Genomic DNA, 587 nt, shown 5'->3' with positions numbered 1-587 from the left:
ACGTTACGGTCAGAGTATGGATGAAATATCACGCGACACCCAGATCGTCACCGATCAGATGGATCCCGCCCGCGCTTCGGCACTTCTTGTGGCGCTTGGCGCGACGGATTTGGTTAAGAGCGGCGATCCATTACCCCCGTTCTTTCATCAGCTCTATTTTTGGGACGTCCAACCACCTACGGCTCTCGGACGTGATGGCCATCCGAATGTCGGAGGCCTGATCCCTGATATGGGTTTGCCGCGGCGTATGTGGGCCGGAGGGCGGCTGACCTTCAATTCTCCACTTCATGCAGGCGTACCGGCTGAGAAGCGCAGTTGTGTCGAGGCAACTCAACATAAAGTGGGTCGGACTGGGCCACTGGGTTTTGTGACCCTGCGACACGAGATTTGGCAGGGTGGTCACTGTGCAGTGACCGAGCATCAGGACCTCGTCTACCGCGAGGATCCAGATTCTAATGCGCCTCAATCAAGGACCCGTTTGGCCCCCTCTGGTGAAGAAAGTGCAGAAGTGTGGGAGTTCAATTCAACACTGTTGTTTCGCTACTCGGCCCTAACGTTCAATGGACACCGCATCCACTATGATCTGG

Annotated in this window: 1 protein-coding gene; it reads left to right on the top strand. The window is 55.9% G+C overall.

Annotated features, from left to right (window positions below; all coding sequences use genetic code 11):
• Positions 1-16: 16 nt before the first annotated feature.
• On the top strand, positions 17-587 hold a 571-nt coding region (locus tag SM447_RS29565; protein WP_474576148.1), incomplete at its 3' end, for an HTD2 family dehydratase.

This window comes from Micromonospora aridisoli (assembly GCF_056150025.1).
Note: the sequence above shows the minus strand (reverse complement) of the source record. Positions and strands in the feature narration are given on the sequence as shown.